The sequence below is a fragment of the Streptomyces sp. NPDC093568 genome, from assembly GCF_044764945.1.
Lineage (GTDB): Bacteria > Actinomycetota > Actinomycetes > Streptomycetales > Streptomycetaceae > Streptomyces.
In genome coordinates this window covers 1,956,251-1,976,065 of record NZ_JBIWJD010000001.1, presented here as the reverse complement: position 1 = coordinate 1,976,065, position 19,815 = coordinate 1,956,251, and the positions used below count along the sequence as shown (strand labels likewise).

Below are 19,815 nucleotides of genomic sequence, written 5' to 3'. Positions count from 1 at the left end.
CGGACAACCCCCCACAGGTCCCCAGGAGCCGCACATGACCACCGCCAACCAGCTCGCCACCCACGGTCTCGACCTGCGCTACGGGGACCGCGTCGTGGTCGGTGGCCTCGACCTGACGCTGCCGGGCGGGGCGGTCACCGCCATCGTCGGCCCCAACGCATGCGGGAAGTCGACCCTTTTGCGGGGCCTGAGCCGGCTTCTCGCACCGGCCGTGGGCAGCGTCACCCTGGACGGCGCCGACATCCATCGCATGTCCGCGCGGGCGCTCGCCCGCCGGATGGGTCTGCTGCCGCAGCAACCGGTCACCCCGGAGGCCATCACCGTGGAGGCGCTGGTCCGGCTCGGCCGCTACCCGCACCAGCGGCTGCTCAGCCCCTGGTCGGCCGCCGACCAGAAGGCGGTGGACGAGGCCCTGGAGCGCACCGGCACGGCTCTCCTGCGCGACCAGCCCGTCGACCAGCTGTCCGGCGGTCAGCGCCAACGCGCCTGGATCGCCATGGCGTTGGCGCAGGACACCGAGCTGCTCCTGCTCGACGAGCCCACGACCTTCCTCGATCTTCGGCACCAGCTCGACGTACTCGACCTGGTCGCCGCCCTGCACGCCGAAGCGGGCCGCACCGTGGTGATGGTGCTGCACGACCTCGGCCAGGCCGCCCGCTACGCGGACCACATGGTCGTCCTCAAGGACGGCCGACTCGCCGCCGCCGGCGCCCCGGCGGACGTACTCGACGCGGAGCTGGTGAAGTCCGTGTTCGACGTGGACTGCCGGGTGATCCCCGACCCGGAGACCGGCACCCCGCTGGTCGTCCCCAAAGGCAGCGCGGTGCGTCATTCCACCGCGACCGCCTGAGAACTCCCCACTCACAGAAAGACCCCGCATGTTCAAGCGATCCCCCCTGCGCGGATTCGGCCGGCTGATCGCCGCGCCGCTCGCCGTCGTGCTCGGTACGACCGTGCTGGCCGCCTGCGGCAGCGAGGACTCCGCCAAGGAGAGCGACACGGCGAAGGCGGCCGGTGCCGGTTCCGCCTTCCCGCGCACCCTCAAGACCGTGATGGGTGACGTGAAGATCCCCGCCCAGCCGAAGCGGGTCGTCGTCCTCGACACCGGCGAACTGGACGACGTCACCCTGCTCGGCGTCGACCCGGTCGGCGCGGTCGCCCCGCACTTCAAGACCGAGGGCGGCTTCCCGGCGTACCTCAAGGGCGAATTGAAGAACACCGCCGACGTCGGCCCGCTCCTGGAGCCGAACCTGGAGAAGATCGCGTCCCTCGAGCCCGATCTGATCCTGTCCTCCAAGGTCCGGCACGAAAAGGTCTACGACAAGCTCAGCGCCATCGCACCGACCGTGTTCACCGAGACCACCGGCGGTGTCTGGAAGGAGAACCTCAAGGTCCACGCCGAGGCGCTGGGCCTGGAGAAGGAGGCCGCGGCCGACCTCAAGGAGTACGAGACGCGGGCGGCGGCGCTCGGCGCGGCCATCAAGAAGAAGGACGGCGGCACCATGCCGACCGCGTCCGTCGTCCGCTTCATCGCCGGCCCGACTCGCCTCTACCAGTCCAACTCCTACAGCGGTGTCGTCCTCAACGACATCGGCCTGCTGCGCCCGAAGTCGCAGATCTCGAACGACCCCGAGGTCACGATGAAGGACGTCAGCCCCGAGCAGATCGACGGGGCCGACGCCGACCTGATCTTCGTGACCGCCGCCGACGCCGAGGACAAGACGCAGAAGGCGCAGGTCGTCGCCAACCCGGTCTGGAAGGACCTCCCGGCCGTGAAGGACGGCAAGGTCTTCGAGGTACCGGACGAGACGTGGATGTCCGGGATCGGCGTCCAGGCCGCCGAGCAGATGCTCAAGGACGTGGCGAAGGCCACCGGCGTGGAGCTCCCGGCGCAGTAACCGCCGCTGTCCCCTCGGGGCGGGCCGTGCCCGACCGGCTCGGCCCGCCCCCACCCCCCACCCGCCAGCGGAAGTTGCTGCCCTGCCATGCGCCTGTACCTGCTCGCCCTCAACCCGACCGACTCCGTCACCGAAGGCTTCCTGCCGGCCGCGGCCCGGCTGGGCCTGGACGTCACCGTCCTCACCGACCAGCCCGACGCCCATCGCCGCACCTACCCGGACATCGAGATCCTGGAGTGCGACGTCCGTGACTTCCGGGCCGTGATCTCCCGGATCTCGGCCGGTCACCGGCCGGACGCCGTGTTCACCAACAGCGACCACCTCCAGACCCAGGCCGCCCTGGCCGCCGCCTACTTCGGCCTCCCCGGCAAGGACTGGCGGGCCGCCCTGCGCTGCAAGGACAAGGCCGAGATGCGCCGCCGGCTCGCCGCGGCCGGCGTGGACACCGTGTGGTCCGCCGAGCTGACCGAACCGGTCGCGCCCGGCGACGCTCCGTACCCCTGTGTCGTCAAGCCACGCGAGGGCGTGGCCAGCGAGGACGTCGTCCTCGTCGACGGCCCGGAGGAACTCGTGGCGCACGCCAAGGAGATCCTGACCCGCCGGCGGGGCGCCGTCCTGGTCGTCGAGGAGTATCTCCCCGGCGACCTGTTCACCCTGGAGACCCTCGGCGACGGACGCGTCCGCCATGTCCTGGGCGGCTTCCACACCGAGCTGTCGCCTCCGCCGTACTTCGTCGAGGAGCGCCTCACCTTCGTCCCCGCCCACCCGGAGCCGGTCCTCGCGCAGGTCCTCGCGCAACTGGACGCGCTGGGGGTCGGGTTCGGGGCCTGCCACACCGAGTTCGTGGTGCACGAGGGGCGGGCACGGATCATCGAGGTCAACTACCGTGCCATCGGCGACCAGTGCGACCTGCTGCTCGCCCGCCTGCTGGGCATCCCGCTCTTCGAGCACATCCTGCGCACCCATCTCGGCGAGCCGCTCCCGGCCGACCTCGGCGCCCGCATGGACGGCGCGGCCCGTCTGGAGTACCCGTGCGCCGATCGCGCGGGCACCCTGATCGGCGCCCCGGCCGCCACCGAACTCGACGTCGACGGGGTTCATCTGACGTACCGTCCGTTGCGGGAGGTCGGCGAGCGCCACGAGCTGTATCGCACCAACCGCGACTATCTCGGCGTGCTGCGCGCCACCGGCACGGACCTGGCGACGGTGGACCGGGCGGTGACGGCCTTCCTGGCCGAGCGGCACTGGGAGATCCAGCCGTGACCGCGGTGACCACCACGACCGACACCTGCGAGGCCATCCTTCTCACCCGCGTGCTCGGCGCGCTCCTGCGCGAGGACGTCGTCGGGCTGCGCAGCCGCAGCACGCCGGTGGACCACCCGGACGGCCGCTGGCTGCGACTGCCCGCGCAGGACGGCGGCGCCCTGCTGCTGCCCGTCGTCGAGGACGGCTTCCAGTGCGTGTACGCCGCCCGCCTGCCGCTGCTCGTGCGCGAGTCGGACGGGGCCTCGCTGACGTCGTACGACACCGTGCTCGGCGCTCTGCGTGCGCTCGCCGCGCCCGAGGACCGGGGTGGCTTCGACGCCTTCGCCGAGGAGTGCCGGCAGACGCTGGCGACGATGCGGCTGCACGACGCGACGCGGGCCGGGGTGCTGGAGCGGCTGCGCTTCGGAGCGGGCCTGGGCGGCGGCCTGGCGTACGACACGCTCGCCGCCCGCCTCGACCATCCGGTGTATCCGACCGCACGAGGCCGCGCAGGTCTCGACGAGGAGCAACTGCGGGCGTACGCGCCGGAGTTCCACCCGCGCTTCGCGCTGCGCTGGATCGCCGTGCCCCGGGACGCAGTCACCGTCGCGGGCACGCTGCCGGAGTTCTGGCCGACGCCCGCGAGCCTCGGGCTGCCCGAGGCGGACGGGACGCATCTGCCGCTGCCCGTTCATCCGCTGACCGTGGACGCCCTGCGGGCCACCGAGCTGCCCGAGGGCACGGTGTTCGCCGGGCGGACCCATCTGGAGGTCGTCCCGACGCTGTCCATGCGGACCGTGGCGTCGGCCGGCGATCCATCCGTCCATCTCAAACTCCCGCTCGCCACCGCGACATTGGGCCTGCGCAACAAGCGGACCATCAAGCCGGGCACGCTGAACGACGGCGCGGTGGGGCAGCGGCTGGTGGAGGCGGTGATCGACCGCGAGCCCCGGTTCCGGGGCGCGATCCTGCACGCCGACGAGACGACGTACGCCCACGCCGGTCACGAGCTGCTCGCGGTCCTGTGCCGCCGCTACCCGGCCGGTCTGGATGACGCCGCGGTGGTGCCGTTGGCGGCGCTGCTCGCCGAGGCGCCCGACGGACGGCTGGTCGTCGACGGCCTCGCCGACCGCTTCTACGGCGGCGACCCGCTCGCCCTGCTGGACGCGGCGCTCACCCTGCTGTTCGACTGGCAGACCACGCTGTTCGGCCACGGCATCGCCTTGGAGTCGCACCAGCAGAACATCTCACTGGTGCTGCGGCCGGGCAGTCTGCGGCTGCTGTTCAAGGACAACGACGGCCCCCGCGTCAACACCGTCCGCCTGGAAGCCGTACTCCCGGGGCCGTGGGCCTTCGACGACGCCCGCGTCTTCGGCACCTCGGACGGACCGGTCGCCGACCTGTTCGCCACGATCACCGTGCACCTGTGCGCGGGTGCCTACGCGTTCGGCCTCCCCGGGCACCGCGACGCCCTGCTCGGTCTGGTCAGGCGACGGATGACGGAGTGCGTCGACCGGCTCGGCGGCGACGCGGCGGACGCGCTGCGCGCCCGGGTGCTCGACGCGGCGGAGCTGCCCGTGAAGGCGATGGTGTCGGCCGGCACGCTGCTGACCAAGGAGCGGTCGGGCGCCGCCGACATCAACAAGCACTACACGACCGGCCCCAACTACCTGCTGTCCCCGCGAGGTTCGGCGTGAGCGCCGGGGCTCTGCGGATGCCGCGGCCCGCCTTCGGGCGCGCGCAGGTGCACGCGGTGGCCGGCTGCTACTTCGTGGCGTCGTTCGCCGCGCTCGGTCTGCCGCCCTACCTCACCGAGATCCTCCCGGAGCTCGGCGACCGGAACGCGCGCTGGGCGGGAGTGCTGTATGTCGTGCCGACGGTGTTCGGCGCGCTCGGGGCCCCGCTGTGGGGACGGCTCGCCGACCGGTTCGGCCGCAAACGGCTGCTGCTGCGCGCCCAGTTGGGGCTCGTCCTGGCCTTCGTCCTCGCGGGCTGGGCCGACTCACTGGTGACGTTCACGCTGGCGCTGGTGCTCCAGGGCGTCCTCGGCGGCACGTTCGCCGCGTCCAACGGCTATCTGGGCGCCGCCCTGGAGGGCCCGGCCCTGTCCCGCGCGCTCACGCTGATGCAGGGCAGCGCGCGGGCAGCGCTCGTCGCCGCGCCGATCGTGGTCGGCTCGCTGTCGGGCTGGCTGTCCCCGCACCGGCAGTACGCGCTGCTCGCCGTACTGCCGCTGACGGCGGCGCTGTTGCTGGCGGCCCTGCCCGAGCCGGAGCGGGCGCCGCAGCCGGAGCGAATACCCGAGGCGGTCGACGCCGCTGCCCCGATCGTCTCGCTGAAGGCCCTTTACGCCCTGGAGTTCGTCTTCGTGTTCTCCACCGTCATCTCCTTCCCCTATCTGATCGAACTCGTCGAGGACCGGCGCCCCGGGATCTCCCCGGCGCTGTCCGGCGTCCTGTTCGCCCTGCCCCACCTGTGCTACCTGGTGGCCGCCCTGGCTGTGCACTGGGCCTTCCGGCACCGCCCGAGGGCCGGTCTCGCGCTCGGCTTCGTCTGCATCGCGCTCGGCCTCGCCGGGCACGGCGTCGCCGGATCCCTGGCCTCGCTGGTCGCCGTGCGGCTGCTGCTGGGCGCGGGGCTCACCTTCGGGCTGGTGTGCCTGTCGGTGCTGGCCGCCGACTGCGCCAAAGGCCGACCTCCCGGCGGGCTGTTCGGTTCGCTGGAGTTCTTCTCCAAGGCCGGCGCGGTCGTCGCCGGCGTGGCCGCGGCGGCGGGCAGCGCCCGCTTCGGACCGGCCGCACCCGTGCTGATCGGTGGTGCCGCCGCCGCCCTCACGGCCACTGTTCTCCCCGCACTGCACCTGCGCACCCGCTGGAGCCGTTGATGCCCTCCCTGACCGACTCGCTCGGGACGTCCCCCAAGCTCCCGACCCCGGGCGGGCGGAGCGACACCCCCGTCGCCGCCCGCGCCGATCTGCCGTCCGCCGACGATGCGGTGGCGCACACCCTCCTCAACTGCCTCCTGCGCGAGGTCTCCGGCCCCGAGCACCAGAGCGTCGTCACCGACGGCCGCCTGCTGCTGCGGCTGCCGCGCCGGGGCGTCCTGCTGCGGATCGCCCTGCGCCGTACGTCGCTGCTGGGCGCCCACCGGTTCACCGGGCCGGTGAGCGAGCAGCGTGGCGGGGACTGGGCCGAGGTGGACTGGCGCCGGCTCGCCGAGTACACCCACGACGAGCTGTCGCTGCGCACGGGTGTGCGCAACGAGGAGTTCCTGGAGCAGATCGCCTCCAGCCACGCGGCCGTGGCGGCGGCCCTTGCCGCCGCGCGCCCCGCCGGCCCGGCGGTCGACGGGCTCTCCGCCTATCTCGCCTCCGAGCAGTCCCTCTGCTTCGGTCACCGCTTCCACCCGACGCCGAAGGCCCGCACGGGCGATCCGCGCGCCTGGGCGGCGTACGCGCCCGAGGTCGGCGCGTCCTTCCTGCTGCGGCACCTCGCCGTGCGGGCCGATCTGGTCGCCGAGGAGTACACGGACCCTGCGGCCGTCGCCGTCCTGGACCGGCAGCGCGGGGACGTCCCGGACGGCTACCGACTGCTGCCCGCCCACCCCTGGCAGTACGAGACACTCCGCGAACATCCCCTGCTGCGGGCCGCTCTGGAACGCCGTGACGTCCTCGACCTCGGACCCGGCGGCAGGCCCTTCGCCGCGACCGCGTCGGTGCGCACGCTGTACGACGAGGAGACCTTCCTGAAGTTCAGCCTGAATGTGCGGATCACCAACTGCCTGCGCAAGAACAGCAGTTACGAACTGTCCGGGGCCGTCGCCCTGACCCGCGCACTGGCCCCGGCCTTCGCCGACCTCGCCGAGCGCTTCCCCGGCAGCGGCATGCTCCGCGAGCCCGCCTACCGCACGCTCGCGCTGCCCGGCCCGGACGGCATCGCGGACCGCGCGCTGCTGGAGGGCTTCGGCGTGATCGTCCGCGAGGGCCTGGGGGGCCGGCTGGCCCCGGGCACCACTCCCCTGCTCGCGGCCGCCGTCGCCGACGAGTACCCGACCGGTGCCGCGCACATCTCCCGCCTCCTCCCCGGAGCGGACGAACAGGCGGCCCTCGACTGGTGGTCGGCGTATCTCGGCCTGCTCGTCCCGCCGGTCCTGTCCGCCTACTTCGACCACGGCCTGGTCCTGGAGCCCCATCTGCAGAACGTGCTGGTCTGCGTCGACGGCGACGGCCGGCCCGCCCAGATCCTCTTCCGCGACCTGGAGGGCACCAAGCTGGTCCCCGACCACCACGAGGAGACCCTCGGCGCGCTGCCGCCCGAGGTCGCGGGGCCGATGACGTACGACGCGCAGCGCGGCTGGGACCGGGTCGTGTACTGCCTGCTGGTCAACCACGTCGCCGAGCTGCTCGCCGCGCTCACCGACCTGCACCCGCGGGCGGAGGCCGCGCTGTGGGCCCGGGTGCGCGACACGGTGCGCGGGTACGCCGACGACCACGGCTGCCCGCCCCGGCTGGCCGCCCTCCTCGCCGGAGTGCCACTGCCCGCCAAGGCCAACCTGCTCACCCGCTGGGAACGCAAGGCCGACCGGGAGGCGGGCTACGTGCGGCTGCCGTCGCCGCTCGCCGAGGACATCCTGCGTGACCCGACGGGAGGTTCCGCCCGATGACGCAGCCCACGCCCGCGGTCCGCGACCGCGTCCTGTCCCTGCTGTCGGGCGAACTGCCCGCCTACGTATACGACTTGGCGGACCTGCGCGCCCACGCAGCCGCCGTGCGGGCCGCCCTGCCCGAGCGGGTCGAGCTGTACTACGCCGCCAAGGCCAACCCGGAGCCGGAGATCCTCACCGCGCTCGGCCCGTACGTGGACGGCTACGAGGTGTCCTCGGGCGGTGAACTCGCCCATGTCGCCAAGGCCGTTCCGGGCCGCCCGCTGGCTTTCGGCGGTCCGGGCAAGACACCGGACGAGGTGACGGCCGCGCTGGAGGCGGGGACCGAGCGCTTCCACGTCGAGAGCGAGCACGAGCTGCGCATGCTGGCCGAGCTGGCGCGGCGGGCGGCGCCGGGGCGGCGGGTGGCGGTCCTGCCGCGCGTCAATCTGCCGGTGGCCGACGGGTCGCTGGCGAGCAGTTCGCTCGCCATGGGCGGCCGGCCCACGCCGTTCGGCATGGATCCGGCGCGGGCCGAGCCGGTGCTCCGGCAGCTGGCCGACGGCGCCTACCCGCAGCTCGAACTGCGGGGCGTGCACGCCCACTTGGCGAGCGGGCTGCAAGCGGCGGAGCAGGTGGCGGTGGCCGAGTCCGTCGTCTCGTGGGCGACGGGACTCGGGGTCCCGCTCCGCGAGGTCAATGTCGGCGGCGGCATGCACGTCGACTACGGCGACCCGGAGGCCCGCTTCGACTGGGCGGCCTACGGAGCCGGGCTCGCCCGGCTGACCGAGCGGCATCCGGACCTGACCCTGCGCATCGAGCCGGGCCGGGCGCTCACGGCGTACTGCGGCTGGTACGCCACCGAGGTGCTGGACGTGAAGCCGAGCCACGGCGAGGTGTTCGCCGTGGTCCGGGGCGGCACGCACCATCTGCGGACCCCGGCGACCAAAGGCCACGACCAGCCGTGCGCCGTCCTGCCGGTGGAGGCCTGGCCGTATCCCTGGCCGCGGCCGGCCGCCGGAACGGGCGCGCTCGCGGACGGAGCCTCGGGGAGGGTCACCCTGGCCGGGCAGCTGTGCACCCCGAAGGACGTTCTGTCCCGCCGGGTGCCGGCGGCCGGCCTGCGGGCCGGGGACCGGGTGGCGTTCGCGCTGGCGGGGGCGTACGCGTGGAACATCTCCCACCACGACTTCCTGATGCACCCGAGGCCCGGCTTCCACTTCCTGGGCACCACTGGGTAGCCCCGGCGTCACTCTCGGCACATGCGAGGGGCCGCCCGGGAACGGGCGGCCCCTGGTCGTGCGGGTGCGGGCGTCTCACACCTTGAGGGCGCCGGGCAGCATCCTGGTGACCGGGGTGTCCAGGGCCTTGACCTGCTGCGGCCGCTGCGCCCGGCTCAGCTCCTTGAGCTGCTCGAGCCGCGCCAGCTGCTCGGAGGGCCGCGGCATCTTCGCCCTGCGGTCCGCGGGCACACCGGTCGCCGACAGCGAGTCGAGCGTGGTCACGGGGTTGAGCATGCCGGCGTTCGGGGCGTCCGCCGGTGCCGCGTTCGCCAAGGGGGCGGCCAGGCCGGCGAGGCCGGCCGCGAGACCAACGGCGGTGGCGATACGTCGTGTTGAGATCATGCCTACCGCAACGCGGTCGGCCCGCCGTGGGACACGGCCGGGCGGCGCCCCTCACCCGTCAGGCCGAGCGCACGGCAGCGCTTGCCGAGCCCGGCGGTGCGGAGGAGTCTCGGAGGTGAGGCCTCGCGGCCGCCCTCGTCATGCCGCGGGTCTCGGAGGAGGTCACCATGGGCACCGCCGCAACTCCGGCGTTCGACACCGACACCCTGCGCCAAGCCGTCGAAGGACAGAACCCTGACACGCTTCTTTCGCTCTACACCGACGACGCGGAGATCCGCGTCGTGAACCGCAACGCCCAGCCGAGCCACCCGAAGGTGCTGACCGGCCGCAACCAGATCGCCGACATGCTCACCGACGTCTACAACCGCGAGATGACGCACAAGCTGGAGGGATGCGTGATCCAGGGCGACCGCGCGGCCTACAGCGAGTCCTGCGAGTACGCGAACGGCGCGCGCGTCATGTCCGAGTCGATGATCACGCTGCGCGACGGCAAGATCTCCCGGCAGATCATCATCGAGGCATGGGACGAGTAGGGAGAACGCTGCCGAAGGTCCAGGTCACCGCGCGACTGACCTGGACCTTCCGGGCCCGTGCGGCGGCGGGCCGGTCGCGTCCGGTGCGGCCCCGGCGGCCGTCGCCGCTCACCACGGCGGGCCGGCTGGTGGCCGGGGCCCTTGCACGCTCGCTGCTGCGACCGGCACGACCCCGGCAACTGCCCCCGGTCAGCGCATCCAGGCGCTGTACGACATCACGTCTCCTGCCTTCACGCCGAACCGGGGGTCGCCGCGGGTGAAGGTCACCTCCAGCCCCAGCACGGCGCCGTCGGCGGGGTCCATGATCAGCATCTGACGGCTGCCCTCACCGTCGTACACATACGCCTGTCCGCGCCGCCCCAGCCGGTCCGTCACCTGACCGGCGGGCCGCAGTCCCTCGGCGTCCGCCAGCAGGCGGGCCAGGGCGGCCGACTCGCGGGCGCCGAGCGTCCAGTGGTCGAGCAGGATCTTGGCGGCGTCGAGGAGTTCGGCGGTGGACAGCGGCCGCGAGTGGTCCGCCAGGAACGCGCGCTGCGCCTCCTCCAGGTAGTCGTGCAGCCGTACGGCGTCGTGCGGCGGTGGCGACTGGGGCGGGGCGTCGCTCCAACTCGGCGGGTAGGTCCGCCTGCTGAGGACCTTCCCGTCGTCGACGAGGCGCGGCTCGCCGCCCTCGTCGGTGAGGACCGGACGGCCGGGATGGCGCGGGTCGGTCGCCACGACGATCTCCGTGTGGGTGTCGTCGCGGTTCCAGCGGACGATCGTCTCCTGCGGGAGGGTGATCGGCGGGTCCTTCTCACTCATGGCCAGGCTCCACGACTGCACGTGCGTGCCCTTGCGCAGTCCCGGCGATCCGGTGGCCGCCGCCCGCACGGCGCGCTCGGCCAGCCGATCCAGGGACACGGGCGTGGAGTCGGCCCGTACGACCAGCGGGCGGGGTGCGGCGACCGCGGGGGCGGTGGTCTGGCCGGTGAGGAGCAGCGCCGACACCAGCGCGGTGACCACGGCGGTGGCCGCCAGGCCCCAGGCCAGCCGGGTGCGGCGGCGCGGGGCGGCGGGGCGTTGGTTCAGCAGCAGGTCGAGACGGCGTTCGGCGGTGTGGTCCAGCGGGCCGTCCCCGTAGTGCGGGCCGTCGGCCGGTACCGGGTTGGCTCCGCGCAGCAGTTCGAGTTCGTCAGCCATGGCTTCGTTCCTTGGGCGCGGTCACTGGGCTCGTACGGTCGATCTCGGCTCTGAGCCGGCGCCGGGCGCGGTGCAGCCGCATCGACGCGGCTCGGCTGCCGCAGCCGAGCGCGACGGCGAGTTCCTCGACGCCGAGTTCCTCCCAGGCCGTCAGCCGCAGCACCTCCTGGTCGGCCGGGGACAGCCGGGCCAGCGCCTCGTGCACCCAGGCGCCGGGCGCCTCCGTGTCGGGGCTGTCCACGATGTGCCGGCCGTGTGCGGTGTCGTCGTTGCCCAGCCGGTCCACCAACCGCCGACGGCGTCCGTAGCCGCGTACCGCGTTCGCCAGGCAGTTGCGTGCCACGCCGTACAACCAGGGCAGCGGGACGGCCGGGAGGTCGGCGCGGCGGCGCCACGCCACGGTGAACACCTCCGCCACCACTTCCTCGACCTCACTCGTACGCCCGTCCAGTCGCCGCGCGACATAGCGGCTGACCGCCCAGTAGTGCTCGCGATAGGCAGCGGCGAAGTTCTCGTCGTTGCTCATGTTCCGTTCGTGTCCGGCACCCGCCGGATCGTCACACCCGTTTCCGTGATTCTCGTCGCGTCCCCCGAGTGTGACGGTCGGGCCGGGCGCGGACACAGGCGGGGCGTGAAGAGGATCAAAGACTTCAAGGCGGTCCAATGGCTGACCACCACGGATCACAAGACGATCGGCACGCTCTATCTGGTCACGTCGTTCGCGTTCTTCTGTCTCGGGGGCGTGATGGCGCTGTTCATGCGCGCCGAGCTCGCCCGGCCGGGCTTGCAGATCATGTCGAACGAGCAGTTCAACCAGGCGTTCACGATGCACGGCACGATCATGCTGCTGATGTTCGCGACGCCGCTGTTCGCCGGCTTCGCGAACTGGATCATGCCGCTGCAGATCGGCGCGCCCGACGTGGCCTTCCCGCGGCTGAACATGTTCGCCTACTGGCTCTACCTGTTCGGCTCGCTCATCGCCGTGGGCGGATTCCTCACCCCTGAAGGGGCCGCCGACTTCGGCTGGTTCGCCTACTCCCCGCTGTCGGACGCGGTCCGCTCGCCGGGCGTCGGCGCCGACATGTGGATCATGGGTCTGGCCTTCTCCGGCTTCGGCACCATCCTCGGCGCCGTCAACTTCATCACCACGATCATCTGCATGCGCGCCCCCGGCATGACGATGTTCCGCATGCCGATCTTCGTGTGGAACGTGCTGCTGACCGCGGTGCTGGTCCTGCTCGCCTTCCCCGTCCTCGCGGCGGCGCTCTTCGCGCTGGAGGCGGACCGGAAATTCGGCGCCCATGTCTTCGACGCGGCGAATGGGGGCGCGCTCCTGTGGCAGCACCTGTTCTGGTTCTTCGGGCATCCGGAGGTGTACATCATCGCGCTGCCGTTCTTCGGCATCATCAGTGAGGTCATCCCGGTCTTCTCCCGCAAGCCGATGTTCGGCTATATGGGTCTGATCGCGGCGACCATCGCGATCGCGGGTCTGTCCGTGACGGTGTGGGCCCACCACATGTACGTCACCGGCGGCGTGCTCCTGCCGTTCTTCTCCTTCATGACGTTCCTCATCGCCGTCCCCACCGGCGTGAAGTTCTTCAACTGGATCGGAACGATGTGGAACGGCTCGCTGAGTTTCGAGACGCCCATGCTGTGGGCCTTCGGATTCCTGGTCACCTTCGTGTTCGGCGGTCTCACCGGCGTCATGCTCGCGTCACCGCCGCTGGACTTCCCGACCTCCGACACCTATTTCGTCGTGGCGCACTTCCACTACGTCATCTTCGGCACGGTGGTGTTCGCGATGTTCGCGGGATTCCACTTCTGGTGGCCCAAGTTCACCGGCAAGATGCTCGACGAGCGACTCGGCAAGATGACCTTCTGGACGCTGTTCGTCGGCTTCCACGGCACCTTCCTGGTCCAGCACTGGCTGGGGGTGAACGGAATGCAGCGCCGGATTCCCGACTATCTGGCGGTGGAGGGGCTGACGACCCTGAATTCGCTGTCGAGCGTCTTCTCGTTCGTGCTCGGCGCGTCGCTGCTTCCGTTCTTCTACAACATCTGGAAGACGGCGAAGTACGGCAAGAAGGTCGAGGTCGACGACCCGTGGGGCTACGGCCGCTCGCTGGAGTGGGCCACGTCCTGCCCGCCGCCGCGCCACAACTTCCTGACGCTGCCGCGGATCCGTTCCGAGTCGCCGGCGTTCGATCTGCATCACGCCCCCGCGCCGGAGAAGGAGCTGACCAGGCTGTGAGCGTCACCGACAAGTTCCTCAACGACATCGAGGGGCATCTGCTGCTGGCGGCGACCCGCGAGGAGGGGCGAACGGCCGCCGCCCGCTTCAGCGCCCCGCTGCACTGGCTGACGGACGCGCAGCGGGGCGAGGTGGAGCGGCGGTTCGAGGCGGAGTATCTGGCACTCGCCCGCGACTCCTGGCAGCGCACGGCCGAGCGTGCCGGGAGTCTGCGGGCGGAGTACGAGGCGGCCTACCGCCACCTGCGGCGCCGGCTGCTGGCCGGCTGGCTGCTGACCTGCGCCGCGGCCCTCGGTGTACTGGTCGTGTGCCTCGCCTAGTACTGCGAGAACTGGAGCATGTCCTGCTCGTAGTACCCCTCGCTGCCCGAGCCGGGCGCGGCCGGGCGGCCGGTCGGGAAGTAGTAGCCGCAGCCGTCCTTGCCGGCGTCGGTGTAGATGCCGGCCTTGAGGCCCTTGGTGTGGATGTGGTCGATGCGGCTCGGCTCCTTCAGGCGGGGAGGGCACAGCAGGTTCGCCGTTTCGAACACACTTCGAATAATCGAACGCGTGGCGCCGAAAGCAGGGCCACGTGAAGGGGAAGTCAACGGATGGGACGGACTTGAAGTCGCCCGTTCGCGCGGGCAGTTGGCGCTCCCGGCGGCCGGCGGCGCCATACTGGCGAGGTGCGTGTAGCGATCATGACGGCGGGCTCCCGGGGCGACGTGGCCCCCTACACCGGACTCGGGCACGCCCTGTCCCGGGACGGACACGAGGTGACCCTGGTGACGCACGGCCGCTTCGAGCGGCTGGTGGCGGGATCCGGCGTACGGTTCCATCCGCTCCCGGTCGATCCCCGGGCGGAGCTGGAGTCCGCGCGCGGGCGGAGCCTGCACCGCAGCGGGAGCGGCGTGGGCAAGCTCGTGCGCGTGGTGTCGATGGCTCGGAGCCTGGCCGGACAGATGACCGACGACATGCTGGCGGCGGCGCGGCGCAGCGACGTCCTGCTCCTGGCGGGCTCCACGGCACCGCTGGGGCACGCCATCGCCGAGGGCCTTTCGCTGCCCTGCGTCGACCTGCCGTTGCAACCGCTCGCGCCCACGCGGGAGTTCGCGCCGCCGATGCTCGGGGGCGGCTCGTGGGGCGGCCTCGGCAACCGGCTCGGCGGCCATGGGGTGAACCTGGCCATCGAGCGCGTCTTCTCAGCGGCCGTACCCGACGCCCGCGCGCGCGTCGGGCTGCCCCGCAAGGCCACCGGCGGCATGCGCAAGGGGCCGGTGCTCCACGGCTTCAGCCCCCTGGTGGTCCCCCGCCCACGCGACTGGCCCGCACGGCTGATCGTGACGGGCTACTGGTGGCCGTACGACGGTGCGGCCCAACTCCCTCCCGAGTTGAGGGACTTCCTCGACTCGGGCACGCCGCCGGTCTTCGTGGGCCTGGGCAGCGCGACCGTCCCGGACCCGGCGCGGCTCAGCGCCGAGGTCGTGCGCGCGGTGCGCGGTGCCGGGCTGCGCGCGGTGATCCAGCGGGGCTGGGGCGGCCTGGAGGCCACCGGGGACGACGTGCTCACCATCGGCGAGGTGCCGCACTCCGCGCTGTTCCCCCGCATGGCCGCCGTGGTCCACCACTGCGGGGCGGGCACGACCGCCGCCGGGCTGCGCGCGGGCGTGCCCGCCGTGCCCGTGCCGGTCCAGTTCGACGAGGGCTTCTGGGCGGCGCGCCTCGTCGCCCTGGGCGTGGCGCCCCGCGCGATCCCGCTGCGGAGGTTCACGGCCGAGGCGCTGCGGACGGCCCTGCGGCGGGCGACCGAGGATCCCTCCTACGGCCGTCGGGCGCGCGAGCTGGCCGACGGGCTGCGCGCAGAGGACGGCACGGCACCCGTGCTGGACGCGGTGAACCGGCTCGACGGCTGAATCCCCGTTCAGCTTCGTTCAGTGTCTGTTCAGCGACGCCGTCGCACGCTGGAGCGGGCAGGTCGGACCGCACGAGAGGGCGGGCACGGCACCCTGCGGCACAGGGAGCGGACATGGAGCGCAAGGGCAAGTGGATCGTCGCGGGCGTGATCTCGGCCGCGCTCATCGGCGGCGGCACCGGCCTCGCCGTGGCCACCGCGAGCGGGGACGACGACTCCTCCGAGAAGCCCATCACCGGCAGCGCGCTGACGAGGGCGAGCGCCGCCGCACTGGCACACACCGGCGGCGGCGAGGTCACGGACACCGAGGTCGGCGACGAGGAGGGGTACTACGAGGTCGAGGTCACCCTCACCGACGGCAAGCGGACCGACGTGCACCTCGACAAGGACTTCAAGGTCCTCGGCACCGAGGCCGACAGCGAGGACGAGACGAACGACGAGGGCTGAACGGCCGGGTCGTCGCGGGCCGGCCCCGCCTCAAGGCCCGGCGAGCGGCCGTCCCGCCGGCTGGAGGATGCCGAGCAGGATGCGCACGAGTTCCTCGACGACCTCGTCGAGCGTCGCGTCCACCCAGCCCGCGCTCCAGTCGTGCAGCAGCCCGTTGACGCTGCCGATGAACGCGGTGGCGGCGAGGCGGTAGTCGCGCGGCGCGGCCTCACCGCGGGCGACGGCGGCCGCCACCTCGGCGCAGACGAGGTCGATCCAGCCGGCGCGGCGGGCCAGGCGCTGCTCCTCCAGACGCGGGCTGACACCGACGATCTCGACGAACGTGATGCGGATGCGCCGCGGATCGGCGGTGACGTTGGCGGCGTACGCGCGGAAGATCACCGTGGCGCGTTCGGCGAGCGGCAGCTCCTCCGCCTCCGCCACGGCCGCCAGCACGGCCTCCTCCGCCCAGCCGTTGACCTGGAGATGGAGCGCGGCGAGCACGTCCTCCAGGGTGCGGAATACCTCGTAGAACTGACGGGTCGACAGTCCGGCGGCCTCGCTCAGCGCCGCCACCGTCGTGCCCCGGTAGCCGGGGGCGGCGCCGAACATCTGGAGCGCGGCGTCGAGGAAACGGCGGCGCCGCTCCGCCTGTCGTTCCTCGGCCGACTTGCCGCCGTAGCGGCCGGTGGGCGCCTTGAGCCTGCCCGCCACGCTGGTCCTCCCGCCGCCTCGCCGACCCGACGGTCAATTTTGTCGTGTACGCGGTCTTGTGGAGAAGGGCACCCCCTCCTTACTTTTCAGTAAGTTGACTCTGAAAGCACTCGTGTTCAGATTCATCGCTCTGTTTTGGCATGTCTCATTCATGACATGACACCCCACCCCCCTTCAGAGGAAGAGAGCAGTCATGCCTGCCATCAGACCCAGGCACCTGTGCTCCGTGGCCGCCGCCCTCACCTTCAGCCTCACCGCCCCCGCGACCGCCGCCACCGCCGCCGACTCCTCCGCCGGTCTGCGCGAGGTGCTGTTCGTCGGCAACAACTGGGACGGCACCGCCGATGTCATCAGATCCACCGGCGACTTCGGGAAGATCGGCCGGATCAACGTGATCCCCGACAAGGACGAGCGGATGGCGGAGATCAACGCCAATCCGATCAAGTGGATCTACTTCATGGCGATCCGCAACAGCGTCGGCGAGGGCCACGACCAGTTCGTCGACGACATGTACTCCACGCCGGACGGGAAGTCCGTGGTCGTCTCCCGCCCGAGCTTCGCCGACGTGGTGTCCCTGGACCTCGCCACCGGCCAGGTCAACTGGCGCTTCCCCGTGTCCGGTTACCGTGCCGACCACATGGCGGTCTCCCCCGACGGCAAGCGCGTGGCGGTGTCGGCGTCGACCTCCAACACCGTGCATGTGCTGGACATCGTGACCGGCAAGGAGCTCGGCAAGTTCGCCACCGGCGACAAGCCGCACGAGAACATCTTCACCCGGGACGGCAAGTACATCTACAACATGGCGATCGGCGACGTGAACACCCAGACCGACGCCCCCTGGCTGGACTGGACGAAGGGCGACCGGCGCATCACCGTCGTGGACGCGACGACGTACCGGCAGGTCAAGGTCATCGACATGCGCCCGGCCCTGGACGCGATCGGTCTGAAGGACTACTCCGACGCGGTCCGGCCCGCGGTGCTCTCGCCGGACGAGTCGAAGCTGTACTTCCAGGTGTCGTTCTTCAACGGCTTCTTCGAGTACGACCTCTCAACCGACCGGATCACCCGCACCAAGACCCTGCCGAAGAACCCGGCGACCAGCGACGACCGCACCACCTTCGTCAACGACTCACGCCATCACGGAATCTCGATGAGCCCCGACGGCAGCAAGCTCTGTGTCGCCGGCACGATGGACGACTACGCCACGGTCGTCAACCGCACCACGTTCCAGGAGGGCCCGCTCGTCACCGCCTCCAAGCCCTACTGGGCCACGGTCAGCGGGGACGGCAAGTCCTGCGTGGTCTCCGAGAGCGGCACCGACCAGGTCACGGCCATCGACTTCGCCACCGGTCAGAAGCAGGTGTCCGTCCCGGTCGGCGACCACCCGCAGCGGGTCAGGCTCGGCCATGTGGAGACCGACTGGACGAGACCGTCCGCCGGCTGATCACCCGAGAGCCTTCGGAACGGACCCAAGACGACCGGGCGAGAGCAGTCCCGCCCGGTCGCAGTGGTGCACCGGCGGCACTCATCCCGTGTTCTGCGCCGCCCAGGCGGACAGTTCCGATCGTGCGGCGCTCAGCAGCGCTCCCGAGGGAGCACTCGCCCCGTTCGTCACCAGCGCGTAGTGCAAGGCTCCGGAGTCGGTGTCGGTGAGCAGCAGCCGGCGGCTGCCCGTGCCGCCGGGCTCCGCGGCCACACCGACGGGGGTCGTCGAGGTGTACGAGGGAGGCGAGTACACCGCGCCCAGGTCGGAGACCACCGTGGTGGACCCGGTCGGGAAGGACGCCGGAAGGTGCAGTTCGGTCGGCGCCGAGCCGCTGTTCGAGCGCCACACCAGCAGCCCGTACTGCCCCGACCCCACCAGGCGCGCCACGTTCGGCAGCGCACTCGGCACCGGGTTCCAGGTCAGCGTGGTGTCACCGTCCCGCGAGCGGTCCTCGTAGGTGAAGGCGACGTTCGTGCCGGAGGTGGCGCTCGGGTAGATCCGGTCGAGCAGCCGGGCGTCCTGGCGCAGCACCGGGGTGCCGGAGTCGTCGAGGCGTACGGCGGACAGGTCCTCGTCGTTCCAGGCGTCACCGGTGGTCAGGACCTTGTCGGGGTTGCCGTTCATCAGCTCGTGGTGGCGTCCGTTGTAGATGTCCCACTGCCACTGCGAACCGGAGAGCACCGGGCCGGAGCCGGTCGGGTTCGACCACCAGCGCGCCCCCGGGACACGGGAGTCGAGGGCCTGGTACATCGCCTTGAGCACGGTCGGCGCCTTGTCGGAGACCGAGCCGGACAGCGGATGGCCGAACTCGCTGACGATCGCGGGGGTGTTCGTGGCCGAGGCGCGGTCCCGGAGCGTGCCGAAATCGCCGGCGTACTGTCCGTCGGCGGCCTTGCCCCACATGAAGATGCCGGAGATGGCCTTCTGGTCGTAGAAGTGGGTGTTGAAGACATAGCGCGGGCCGAGCGTGCCCGCGTCGAGCAGTCCGCCCTCCTGCCTCTGGAAGTCGAGGTTGGCGTTCCAGAAGAGGTTCGGCTCGGCGAAGAGGGGCTTGCTCTGCCAGCCGGCCGCGTCCATGCGGGCCCGGAACCGCTGGTAGAACGGCCACAGCACGTCCCGCTCCCAGGTGCGGCTGGTCTGGCCGGAGTCGTAGCTGCCGGCGTGCGGCTCGTTGTAGGGGTCGAAGCCGACGACGCCCGCGAACTCGGCGGCGGAGACGTTCTGCCGCACGTACGCCATCGTCTTCTCGGCGGTGGCGAGGAAGGCGTCCTGAAGGCCGTACTCGTTGTGCCAGAAGTCGTACGACGCCTGCTTCACGGCCTCGTTCTGGGTGATGTTCTGGCCCCAGAAGAAGCAGATCCCGCAGGATTCGTCCGGGTAGTCACCGGCTTCGACGGCCCACCGGGGGGCGCCGTCGCCCGTGTACCAGCTGTCGGGGTCGAACAGGTGCCGGGAGTAGAGGTCCTGGTGGAAGTCCGGGTAGACGCGGATGCCCGCGTCGAGGAAGGCACGCATCTGGGCGGTGGCGGCGGCCAGATACGTGGTGTCCACCTGGCCGCGAACGGGCTCCGCGTAGGCCCATGAGAGCAGGAAGCGGATCGAGTTGCCGCCGCCGAGGGCGCGCAGCGCGATCGCGGACTTCCTGGCGTCGGCGACCGAGGCGAAGGGCAGGCCGGCGTTCTCGGCCAGCTTCGTCTCACCGGAGACGTTGTAGCCGCGCAGCACGACCTCGCGGCCGTGGCCGTCGACGAAGCGGCCGTTCTGCACGGTCAGGGGCGTTTCGTCGAACCAGAGGGAGTCGGGGAGGGTGGCGGCGGTGGCGGGAGAGGGGCCCGCCACCGTGAGGGATCCGAAGAGGACGACCAGAACAACCAGCAGACGCGCTCGTATGTTCGGCATGTCCACTACAGTCCGGTGATATCAGGAC

General features: G+C 71.7%; 19 protein-coding genes. 13 read left to right on the top strand and 6 right to left on the bottom strand.

Annotation, left to right across the window (positions count from 1 at the left end; translation table 11 throughout):
- Positions 1-34 precede the first annotated feature (34 nt).
- From ACIRD7_RS07765 to ACIRD7_RS07735, 7 genes are all read left to right on the top strand, one after another.
- Positions 35-850 carry an ABC transporter ATP-binding protein gene (locus ACIRD7_RS07765; RefSeq protein WP_403451084.1) on the top strand — a complete coding sequence of 272 codons (816 nt, stop codon included), beginning with the start codon at positions 35-37 and terminating at the stop codon, positions 848-850.
- Between the two features lie 28 nt (positions 851-878).
- Positions 879-1,898 carry an ABC transporter substrate-binding protein gene (locus ACIRD7_RS07760; protein WP_403451082.1) on the top strand — a complete coding sequence of 340 codons (1,020 nt, stop codon included), beginning with the start codon at positions 879-881 and terminating at the stop codon, positions 1,896-1,898.
- A gap of 87 nt (positions 1,899-1,985) precedes the next feature.
- Positions 1,986-3,161 carry an acetyl-CoA carboxylase biotin carboxylase subunit family protein gene (locus tag ACIRD7_RS07755; RefSeq protein WP_403451080.1) on the top strand — a complete coding sequence of 392 codons (1,176 nt, stop codon included), beginning with the start codon at positions 1,986-1,988 and terminating at the stop codon, positions 3,159-3,161.
- A complete protein-coding gene (locus ACIRD7_RS07750) occupies positions 3,158-4,840 on the top strand; it encodes an IucA/IucC family protein (protein ID WP_403451079.1) in 1,683 nt (560 codons plus the stop codon). The genes ACIRD7_RS07755 and ACIRD7_RS07750 overlap by 4 nt, the downstream gene beginning before the upstream one ends.
- Entirely contained in the window at positions 4,837-6,027 is a 1,191-nt protein-coding gene (locus tag ACIRD7_RS07745; protein ID WP_403451077.1) for an MFS transporter, read from the top strand. The genes ACIRD7_RS07750 and ACIRD7_RS07745 overlap by 4 nt, the downstream gene beginning before the upstream one ends.
- Positions 6,027-7,805: an IucA/IucC family protein gene (locus ACIRD7_RS07740; protein ID WP_403451075.1), complete on the top strand. Its 1,779-nt coding sequence runs from the start codon at positions 6,027-6,029 to the stop codon at positions 7,803-7,805. The genes ACIRD7_RS07745 and ACIRD7_RS07740 overlap by 1 nt, the downstream gene beginning before the upstream one ends.
- The gene (locus tag ACIRD7_RS07735) at positions 7,802-9,025 is read left to right on the top strand and encodes a type III PLP-dependent enzyme (RefSeq protein ID WP_403451073.1); all 1,224 of its coding nucleotides are present in this window, start codon (positions 7,802-7,804) and stop codon (positions 9,023-9,025) included. The genes ACIRD7_RS07740 and ACIRD7_RS07735 overlap by 4 nt, the downstream gene beginning before the upstream one ends.
- Positions 9,026-9,100: 75 nt before the next feature.
- Here the strand turns inward: ACIRD7_RS07735 and ACIRD7_RS07730 are convergent, their stop codons facing one another.
- Positions 9,101-9,409, bottom strand: a complete 309-nt coding sequence (locus ACIRD7_RS07730; RefSeq protein WP_403451071.1) for a hypothetical protein — start codon at positions 9,407-9,409, stop codon at positions 9,101-9,103.
- 167 nt (positions 9,410-9,576) lie between these two features.
- Between ACIRD7_RS07730 and ACIRD7_RS07725 the strand changes: the two genes are divergently transcribed.
- Positions 9,577-9,942, top strand: a complete 366-nt coding sequence (locus tag ACIRD7_RS07725) for a nuclear transport factor 2 family protein (protein ID WP_403451069.1) — start codon at positions 9,577-9,579, stop codon at positions 9,940-9,942.
- 189 nt (positions 9,943-10,131) lie between these two features.
- Here ACIRD7_RS07725 and ACIRD7_RS07720 read toward each other — a convergent pair whose 3' ends face one another.
- Together ACIRD7_RS07720 and ACIRD7_RS07715 are read right to left on the bottom strand one after the other, a co-directional pair.
- The gene (locus ACIRD7_RS07720; protein ID WP_403451067.1) at positions 10,132-11,121 is read right to left on the bottom strand and encodes a CU044_5270 family protein; all 990 of its coding nucleotides are present in this window, start codon (positions 11,119-11,121) and stop codon (positions 10,132-10,134) included.
- Entirely contained in the window at positions 11,114-11,647 is a 534-nt protein-coding gene (locus ACIRD7_RS07715) for an RNA polymerase sigma factor (protein WP_403451065.1), read from the bottom strand. The genes ACIRD7_RS07720 and ACIRD7_RS07715 overlap by 8 nt, the downstream gene beginning before the upstream one ends.
- 105 nt (positions 11,648-11,752) lie before the next feature.
- Here ACIRD7_RS07715 and ctaD point away from each other — a divergent pair, with 105 nt between their 5' ends.
- Both ctaD and ACIRD7_RS07705 read left to right on the top strand, forming a co-directional pair.
- Complete coding sequence (ctaD, locus tag ACIRD7_RS07710) at positions 11,753-13,372, top strand: cytochrome c oxidase subunit I (RefSeq protein ID WP_403451063.1); 1,620 nt, start codon at positions 11,753-11,755, stop codon at positions 13,370-13,372.
- Complete coding sequence (locus ACIRD7_RS07705; protein WP_403451061.1) at positions 13,369-13,692, top strand: hypothetical protein; 324 nt, start codon at positions 13,369-13,371, stop codon at positions 13,690-13,692. The genes ctaD and ACIRD7_RS07705 overlap by 4 nt, the downstream gene beginning before the upstream one ends.
- On the opposite strand, the gene ACIRD7_RS07700 is transcribed toward ACIRD7_RS07705, so the two are convergent.
- Positions 13,689-13,901 carry a hypothetical protein gene (locus ACIRD7_RS07700; RefSeq protein ID WP_403451754.1) on the bottom strand — a complete coding sequence of 71 codons (213 nt, stop codon included), beginning with the start codon at positions 13,899-13,901 and terminating at the stop codon, positions 13,689-13,691. The two genes, ACIRD7_RS07705 and ACIRD7_RS07700, sit on opposite strands and share 4 nt — an antisense overlap.
- A 150-nt stretch (positions 13,902-14,051) precedes the next feature.
- Between ACIRD7_RS07700 and ACIRD7_RS07695 the strand changes: the two genes are divergently transcribed.
- Positions 14,052-15,263 carry a glycosyltransferase gene (locus tag ACIRD7_RS07695; RefSeq protein ID WP_403451711.1) on the top strand — a complete coding sequence of 404 codons (1,212 nt, stop codon included), beginning with the start codon at positions 14,052-14,054 and terminating at the stop codon, positions 15,261-15,263.
- 113 nt (positions 15,264-15,376) lie between these two features.
- The gene (locus ACIRD7_RS07690) at positions 15,377-15,709 is read left to right on the top strand and encodes a PepSY domain-containing protein (protein WP_403451060.1); all 333 of its coding nucleotides are present in this window, start codon (positions 15,377-15,379) and stop codon (positions 15,707-15,709) included.
- A gap of 30 nt (positions 15,710-15,739) precedes the next feature.
- Here the strand turns inward: ACIRD7_RS07690 and ACIRD7_RS07685 are convergent, their stop codons facing one another.
- Complete coding sequence (locus ACIRD7_RS07685) at positions 15,740-16,402, bottom strand: TetR/AcrR family transcriptional regulator (protein WP_403451058.1); 663 nt, start codon at positions 16,400-16,402, stop codon at positions 15,740-15,742.
- Positions 16,403-16,595: 193 nt separating this feature from the next.
- On the opposite strand from ACIRD7_RS07685, the gene ACIRD7_RS07680 reads away from it, so the two are divergent.
- Positions 16,596-17,846, top strand: coding sequence for a YncE family protein (locus tag ACIRD7_RS07680; RefSeq protein ID WP_403451057.1), 1,251 nt, complete (start codon positions 16,596-16,598; stop codon positions 17,844-17,846).
- Positions 17,847-17,927: 81 nt separating this feature from the next.
- On the opposite strand, the gene ACIRD7_RS07675 is transcribed toward ACIRD7_RS07680, so the two are convergent.
- Complete coding sequence (locus ACIRD7_RS07675) at positions 17,928-19,787, bottom strand: cellulase family glycosylhydrolase (protein WP_403451055.1); 1,860 nt, start codon at positions 19,785-19,787, stop codon at positions 17,928-17,930.
- Positions 19,788-19,815 lie beyond the last annotated feature (28 nt).

What these genes read in the sequence shown, in the direction of transcription:
- ACIRD7_RS07765 (WP_403451084.1), top strand. Translation starts at nt 35, where the DNA reads ATGACCACCGCCAACCAGCTCGCCACCCACGGTCTCGACCTGCGCTAC.
- ACIRD7_RS07760 (WP_403451082.1), top strand. Translation starts at nt 879, where the DNA reads ATGTTCAAGCGATCCCCCCTGCGCGGATTCGGCCGGCTGATCGCCGCG.
- ACIRD7_RS07755 (WP_403451080.1), top strand. Translation starts at nt 1,986, where the DNA reads ATGCGCCTGTACCTGCTCGCCCTCAACCCGACCGACTCCGTCACCGAA.
- ACIRD7_RS07740 (WP_403451075.1), top strand. Translation starts at nt 6,027, where the DNA reads ATGCCCTCCCTGACCGACTCGCTCGGGACGTCCCCCAAGCTCCCGACC.
- ACIRD7_RS07735 (WP_403451073.1), top strand. Translation starts at nt 7,802, where the DNA reads ATGACGCAGCCCACGCCCGCGGTCCGCGACCGCGTCCTGTCCCTGCTG.
- ACIRD7_RS07730 (WP_403451071.1), bottom strand. Translation starts at nt 9,409, where the DNA reads ATGATCTCAACACGACGTATCGCCACCGCCGTTGGTCTCGCGGCCGGC.
- ACIRD7_RS07725 (WP_403451069.1), top strand. Translation starts at nt 9,577, where the DNA reads ATGGGCACCGCCGCAACTCCGGCGTTCGACACCGACACCCTGCGCCAA.
- ACIRD7_RS07720 (WP_403451067.1), bottom strand. Translation starts at nt 11,121, where the DNA reads ATGGCTGACGAACTCGAACTGCTGCGCGGAGCCAACCCGGTACCGGCC.
- ACIRD7_RS07715 (WP_403451065.1), bottom strand. Translation starts at nt 11,647, where the DNA reads ATGAGCAACGACGAGAACTTCGCCGCTGCCTATCGCGAGCACTACTGG.
- ACIRD7_RS07695 (WP_403451711.1), top strand. Translation starts at nt 14,052, where the DNA reads ATGACGGCGGGCTCCCGGGGCGACGTGGCCCCCTACACCGGACTCGGG.
- ACIRD7_RS07690 (WP_403451060.1), top strand. Translation starts at nt 15,377, where the DNA reads ATGGAGCGCAAGGGCAAGTGGATCGTCGCGGGCGTGATCTCGGCCGCG.
- ACIRD7_RS07680 (WP_403451057.1), top strand. Translation starts at nt 16,596, where the DNA reads ATGCCTGCCATCAGACCCAGGCACCTGTGCTCCGTGGCCGCCGCCCTC.
- ACIRD7_RS07675 (WP_403451055.1), bottom strand. Translation starts at nt 19,787, where the DNA reads ATGCCGAACATACGAGCGCGTCTGCTGGTTGTTCTGGTCGTCCTCTTC.